The sequence below is a fragment of the Bythopirellula sp. genome (assembly GCF_041737835.1).
Classification (GTDB): domain Bacteria; phylum Planctomycetota; class Planctomycetia; order Pirellulales; family Lacipirellulaceae; genus Bythopirellula.
The window spans coordinates 1-7192 of record NZ_JBGSQY010000071.1 but is presented as its reverse complement, the minus strand read 5'-3'; the positions used below and the strand labels follow the sequence as shown (position 1 = coordinate 7192).

General features: G+C 54.5%; 5 protein-coding genes. All 5 read right to left on the bottom strand.

Annotated features, from left to right (window positions below):
• On the bottom strand, positions 1-1383 hold a 1383-nt coding region (locus tag AC6T8Q_RS19400; protein ID WP_500680651.1), incomplete at its 3' end, for a DUF1156 domain-containing protein.
• Entirely contained in the window at positions 1380-2312 is a 933-nt protein-coding gene (locus AC6T8Q_RS19395) for a hypothetical protein (protein WP_500680650.1), read from the bottom strand. The genes AC6T8Q_RS19395 and AC6T8Q_RS19400, both read right to left, overlap by 4 nt.
• On the bottom strand, positions 2312-5761 hold the full coding sequence (locus AC6T8Q_RS19390) for a helicase-related protein (protein ID WP_500680649.1): 3450 nt from the start codon (positions 5759-5761) through the stop codon (positions 2312-2314). Before AC6T8Q_RS19390 ends, AC6T8Q_RS19395 begins: the two co-directional genes overlap by 1 nt.
• A gap of 107 nt (positions 5762-5868) precedes the next feature.
• Positions 5869-6000 (bottom strand): excisionase family DNA-binding protein, encoded by a 132-nt coding sequence (locus tag AC6T8Q_RS19385; RefSeq protein ID WP_500680648.1) that lies wholly within the window; start codon positions 5998-6000, stop codon positions 5869-5871.
• A 742-nt stretch (positions 6001-6742) separates the two neighbouring features.
• Positions 6743-7192: hypothetical protein (locus AC6T8Q_RS19380; protein WP_500680647.1), on the bottom strand; the 450-nt coding region annotated here is incomplete at its 5' end.

The window sequence follows — 7192 nt, the reverse complement described above, 5'->3', positions numbered from 1 at the left end:
TTGTCGCGAAGTTAATTCGCAACTAGCCTTCTCGACCGCGTGTTCATCTGCGCTAGTCGGCAGTCGATAGAAGCGCCCTTGCTCGTTCCATTCTTCAAAGCGTTCCTTACGCCCGGAATACCGGTTAGTAGTCAAGGTCGTCACCACCGCATAAAGCCGTGCATCCCTAGAACCACCTCGCCGGCGTTTGAGCTGAATGCGAACTGACGCTACCTTCGTCGTATAGCTGGTCACTGGACAAGTAACGCTGCCACGCGCCATCGTCCCAGGGGGAACGTCGCTGTCCTTTTTAGGTTGAAATACTTCCAGAAGCGGCCGCTTAACTTTGCGAACAGTTGGCTCGCCATTCTCGAAATAGGTGACGGCAACAATCTTTGTCTTGATCTCACCCGATGCGTCGCGAACCCAACGGAGCGCCACTTTGCGACCAGCCTTCTTCGCTAGCCAAAACGACCGCATCAAGGGCACTTCTACTGGAATCTCACCGTGGCCAGGAGCTTCCGAAAGGATTGTGCGGGCCCAAAGGTATGCGATCGGTGACTCCAGTTGAACGGAGTCCAAATACCATGTCGCTCCGTCCGCCCTCCGCTCAATCTTGTCTTTCGGCCGTGGGTGGTAGTCTTCAAGCTCGGCCTTCTGTGGCGGGTAAAACTGCGAGAGTTCTTCTTCCGCTCGTTGCTTGATCCACGCTCCCCACTTCCGCACTTCGTCGGCCAACCGCTGACCATACTTCGGGATGTATTCCAGCACTACTTTGTTGAGTAGAACAGGAATTGGGTTGAGATCACTGGCAAAGGCGTCGGCACCGACGCGGAGCGCTTCAAGCGGAATACTGCCGCCGCCAGCAAAAGGATCGACAACCAGCGGCCGCGTACCGGGTTCGCCGCCGAGCGCCTCGTGTGCTGCCTGAGTCAGCGCGCGGGCGGTTTCCAGATAGGCCGGCACGGTGCTGTTGTCCCAGTTTGCGAAGTCTGCGATGAAGTCCAATAGCGCCATCTGCAGGATGGGCATAGCTGCCGGCTGGTCGGCGTCGAGCGTGAGTGTTCCCTCGGAAATCGCCTGCCAGCGCCACCAGCATTCTTGCGAAACGTGCTGCTGCAGCTCGTGACCTTCCTGGTTCACCTTGTCAGGAAATACTCGCTTGGAAAACAATTTGATTGCGTCCGTCGCCGCCTTGCGGAACGCCAGCGGACATTGCTCATCGGCAGGGTCGGGCCACAGCGCGGCGCAAATCACCGCCCGACACGCCGCCAATGGCCGCCGCGCCCACCAAATATGCAGCGTGCTGATATGCCCATGTCGAATCGACTTCTCCCGCCGCGCATGCGCCGATATGCGGGCGATAGGAAGATCGACTTCGATAAGGCGTTTGGGGTATTTCATATGGTAATTAACTCTGCGGTAGTAGAATCCAGAGCTCCAGTCAGATTTAGGCGAATCTGAAACTCAAGCAACGGGAAGCCTTGCGAATATACTTGGTACTGCAGAAGATGCACTCCAGTGCCGGAGAGGACTGGTGTGCGATGCACATCCGCAGCGCTATGAAGATAAACTTTAGCTGGCGCGTCTTTGGCAAGCGCCAGTGCGTCAATTTGTTCAGTATCTGTGGGGCGAATTGTTCTTGCATACCCTGATTGCCCCGACCATTTGATATCGTTCAAGTCCGGGCTGCGTCGAACTGTCTTATCAGGAAAGGTTATCTCTGATAGCCGAGCAGTTGAATAAAAAGCGCCAACGTCACTACGGCGATTCGCAATCGCAACATGGTAGATTTTCTGATTCATCTCGCCTGTATGATCCCTGTACTTGATCACTCCGTGGCTATTCCAGTGGCCGTTTTCGGCGACTAGATGCCGAGAGTAGCTAGGTGACCAATTCCGTTCAGTCACATGTTGTTGAACAAGTGGGAGTACTTCCGAATATGCAGCAAATGTCGCCGCATTTGCCATTTGGAATTGGGCAATACCACGCAGTTCGACAGTGTCATTCTTCAGGAAAATTGCATCAGGGAAATTTAGCTGATACGCAATTGCCAGCTCCTGATGTGTGAAAACCGATCCACGGTAACGAGCTGGGGCTAACAATTGCTCATTTGGAAGCAGCACTCTTTCACGCGGAAAATCAATGAACAAATAGTAGTCTGAGCGTTGTAGCTCACCAATGGTCCCGGAATTGATGTCATTCAGACTTTGAGTCTCTAATGCAACAAATACATTGAAGCCCTGACTTTCGAGCCAGATTTTCACCGCTGCCGCAGTGCTTCGCTCTTCAGCATCAGCTTGTCCACAGCTCACAAAGATTCGCCCGGGCATTATTCAATCCTTCCCGTAGACAATATTTGGTTTGCGCCGACTTGGTAATGTTCGACCGCAATCACCGGCTGCCACCCAAGCTGAGCGGGATCACGAATAGTGTGTAGCTGAGTTGTATCCGCGCAGTTGAACGCGACATACAGCCAGTAGTCCTCTTTTAGCCGCACGGCCGTGTGGTACTCGTTTGAGCTGAGGGCGACGACACCTACGCCGGCGCGACCTTTGACCTCGATGAACCGGACCTCGATAAACGTCTTGGGGTCTTCGGGATGTGGACGCCGGCTGATGAGATCGAACCCACGGTTCTCGGATTCCACGCTTTCGACAACCCAGCCGCGAGCTTCTTCATGGCGAATCGCTTCTTGCACGGCGATCCGCTCAATCTCTGGATCGGCCACCATCGGTGCAAGCTGCGGGCTGGTCCGCTCTGGGTGCGGCAAGATCCACGCACGGCCGATGTGCGTGATGTCGGAAATAATGCAATGGCGTTCGAGCTCCAGCTCGCGCTTGCGATTCTCCAAACGGTTGTTAAGTTCGTCTAGATGCTGTTCTGCTTGGGCAATGATGCCCTCCAATCCAGGCACATTTTGCCCGGCAATGCGGCGATTCTCGAGCTCCGCGAACTGAATCTGCTGGCGGTCGATGAGCGCGTTGAGGCTGATTCCAACATGTTTGGCGACACGTGTGACCTCGGTCATCCGATCCTGCGCCGCCGTGGCAATCCAAGGTTCCAGCGAGTTCTGGTAGAGGAACTGTTCGACGCGAGTGCGGTCAGGAATGGCAAAACCGGACGGGATCGATGTGCCCGCTGGCGCAGGTGTAATCTCGTGAAATACGGTTGGTTCGTGAATCCGCATTTCCGCAGTGGAGTTCGTCTCGACGACAAACAGTCGGCGGTGAAGCGTGCTGCCGCGTCCGTCCTTAATCGAAGCGGCGAACACATCCAGTAATGAGGGGCCGTTGCGGTGCAAATCGAAAAAGACCCCACCGCGCCGCAAGTGATCGTCGCATCGAGCCAAGCAGTCGGTGCGGACCGCTTCAAAAAGAGGATGGCCCGGCGTCACCCATTCCAAAGTCGGATCGGTGGGGAGCAACGCCTTTTTGAACACGATCTTGCCGTACTCACGCCCCAACCGGCCGAAGCGAGCTTCCTGCCGATCGCCGATGGGAAGCAAGTTGCGGGGAACTTTGCCGATACGGAAAACGCCACTGGCTTTGCCGGTTTCCTTGGGCGACAGGCCCGTCTCGGGCGCGGCTTCCACGAAGAACGACTCGACGATCTCCGGCACGAGGCGGCGTTCTTTTGCTTCTGCCGATTTGCCTACAACCGCGGAGAGGTTGAGGTCTTTCTTGGCGAGACCTTCCAGGGCGCTATCGGTAATGGCCCGGAAACGCTGGGGGCTAACGTCTCGAACGATGCGGTCCTGAATCTGGTGCTCGTCAGTGACGCGGGCGTACATGTCGCGGAACAGCTTTTCCAGTTGGTTGGAGGGAAAGATTGTGCCGACCACGTCGAAGACCTGGTCGCTACCGAGATCGTCTCGAATTTCCATGAGACGCTCAATGAGCGTTTGCAGCACGCGACCTTCGCGGGTGTTCTGCGCCACGAAGTTGAAAATGATGCAGTCCTTTTCCTGTCCATAGCGATGGATGCGACCGACACGCTGCTCCAAACGGACAGGGTTCCAAGGAATATCGAAGTTGATCATCAGCCAACAGAATTGCAGGTTGATGCCTTCGCCTGCGGCCTCGGTGGCAACCAGTACCTGGGCCGATTCCTTAAATTCACGTTCGGCATATATGCGGGAACCTGGCGTATCGCGGTCGCCAATCTTCATGCCGCCGTGAATTTGCGTGAGTGTGAGGCCCCATTCTCGGAGCTTGCCAAGCGGTCGCCCGTCTTTGCCGTCGCCAGCAAGATAATCGAGAGTGTCTTTATGCTCAGTAAAAATGAGCAGCCGCATTTTGGGATTGGAGAAAATTCCTGCTTCTTTCAATACTGCCCGGAGCTTGTGAAGTTTTGATTGGACGTCGCGTACTTCCAGACTTTTTGCATGGTCGATGAGTTTTGTTAGGCGTCCAATTTCTTCACGCAGCACTGCCGGATCGGCGGATAACACTTCCGATTCAAGTTGGTCAATGATTTGCTGCTGCTCTTCCTCCGTCAGTTCGTCGAAGTCATCGGGCATGCGGCGTTCGATTTGTTCTCTCCGATACGCCTCAGGATCGTCGAGGATTCGCTCTCGTCGATCACGCATGCGTTCCAGACTGCGGCGGACAGCATAAATCGAAGAGGCCATGCGGCGCTGAAGCATGGCCATGGTGAACCCAACAGCGCGACCGCGCGCTGTGGAGTCGCCGGCTGCAGCCATCGATTGGTCTTCAACATAGCGGGTTAGTTCGTCGTAAAACTCCAACTCCTCGCCATCAAAATCGAACGCGGCAGTTTGCACGTCGCGTTTTGTGAATAGCTTGCGGACTTCGCCAGTTTCAGGATGAGGAAACGTTACGAGCGCCTCTTTTGTACGGCGCAGGTAGAACGGAGCTTCGTGCTCGCGCATCGCTTGCTGTAGGCTTTCGATGCTACCGTAAACATCAGGATCAAGCAGAGCGAGGAATCTGCGGAAGTGCTCGGGGTCGCCCTTATGTGGCGTGGCCGTCATGAGCAAAAAGTGATCCGTCATTTTTGACAGGCTTTCGCCCAGACGGTAGGCGTAGGTCTTATGGTCTTCGCTACGGGCGCTCATTTTGTGCGCCTCGTCCACAATCACCAAATCCCATCGCGAGCGCAGTAGGCTTTCTCGGGCGTCCTCAACGATGGAAACCCAGGAAACGGAGGTGATTACTTGATCGCGCTCTTGCCAAGGATTCTGCCCGTAGTTTGCGCGCAATACATCGCCACGAATTACGTCGAATTTTTCGCGAAACTTGTCGGTTAGCTCACGCTGCCACTGGAATGTCAAATTGGCTGGCGAAACGATTAGCACACGCCGCACTAGGCCACGGGCTTTCAGCTCTTTGAGCAGGAGCCCCGCCATGATCGTTTTGCCAGCGCCTGGATCATCGGCTAGTAAGAATCGAATGCGCGGCAACTTCATGAAGTAGCCGTAAACTGCTTCGAGCTGATGCGGTAGTGGATCGACGCGAGCAATCGACAGCGAAAAGAATGGATCGTACTCGTAGGCAAGCCCGAGGCGGTGAGCCTCGACGCCAAGCCGAAACATTCGCGCCTCACCGTCAAAAGGTTCCTGCTCCGCCGAAACAATTAGTTGTGCGAGTTGTGATGGAGTTAGAACTGGATCGTAAGTCAGACCCGTTGACGTCCCGCGACCGATAAGCTTGAGCGATTCGCCCATTGCAACGATGGCAAGAACTTCAACACGCTCAGGAAGCGTTGGTCCGCTGACCAAGCATCCAGGCCGGATCGAATTGTTTAAGTTCGCAGTCATCGCATTGAGCTTTCAAATCAATTTCACTACCTAGGTTTTCGTGCCTCGGTCGAATCTGCAGCCTGTCCAGATCGAACCCATTCATCAATTTCTTCTTTTCTGAATTTTCACAGGCTTCCGACCTTGTGACCCGGCATGTGCTTGCGTTCGATCCACTTGTAGACCGTGTCGCGTTTCACACCTAAGTAGTTGGCTATCTCATCAACGGACAACCAGCGATCACTGGTCACGTCGTTCATCGGAACCTCTGCAAATACAGAGTTTGGGGAAAATGAATGCCCACTACGAGGAGTGCTTGTCCAGCTCATCCTGTTGCAATCGGCTTAATCATAGCCGATATGCTAGCAGGGTGAAACCATCAATTCACACGTAGAATAGTGGGATGTCGAATGAACTTCGCCATCCTTAGAAGGAGTAATTCGTAGATGCCTGCTTATCGATTGGGTCGCTCAAAGCTACTTAAGCCAGCAAAGTGCAATTGGCTTCTTTCGTCGGTGACAGAACGGTAACAGAGGAACAGATTTTGATTGCGTAACTTCGTGCGATTTTGCGGATGGGTTCGATGCGTGAGTATCTATCCGAACCATCTGCTGGAAGTTTTGCCTAAGCACTATTCGTCGATTGGTTTTCAGAATTTAACTGAGCGTAGCGTTGCGGAAACAAAAAACCACCTTACCTGGGGCAGTAGGTAAGGTGGCTTTATAAGCGTGGTCACCCGGGGCAGTGAGTCACCACGCAGGTAAATTCATCAAATGCAGATTACTCGTCAAGTATTTTTCCCCTGCTTTTTTGATCCAGATTCCCGGCCAATTTTGCCAGAGCCTCAAACTCGGGCATCGTCCCAAATTGCTGATATGCCTTTCGTGCTTCACGTATCGCCCGATGCAGTTCCTGCCATACCTGCGATTCATCCTCGGCCTCGTGCAAATGACCGATGGCCCGGAGGCGATGGGTTTAATAAGCAAACCTATGTGCGGGCATTCACGCCCCTGCCTCACCCAGCAATAATCGCATTCTGGTTGGATCATCAGCGACCGAGCGGTAGCGCAGGAACAATTCCTGATTGGGCGATCTCGTTCGGTTACCGCTATTGGGCTGGGCCGGATGCCACAGATGATAGAGTGGGTGCTCGAAACGCTTGCCGTGGGGCAACAGCATTTTCACTGCCATTTGCCAGGCATCATCCTCCCGACCCCAACCTTGGAAGCGGCGGTCGAAGGGAACTTGCTCGAGAGTCCGTTTGGTAACGACCACCAGGCCGCCGCCAAGGTTGCCGAGATACGGCGGCCTTTCGCACGCCGAGCGCGGCGTCGGATAATGTCCCGCATATAATCGGGCGGTGACCGATTTGGCGAGGCGATGGATTTTCGTGTGGGGCGTGGCCCAGGGTGCTCCGTCAGCCACGGCGTTGATGGCATCGAGCAGTCCATA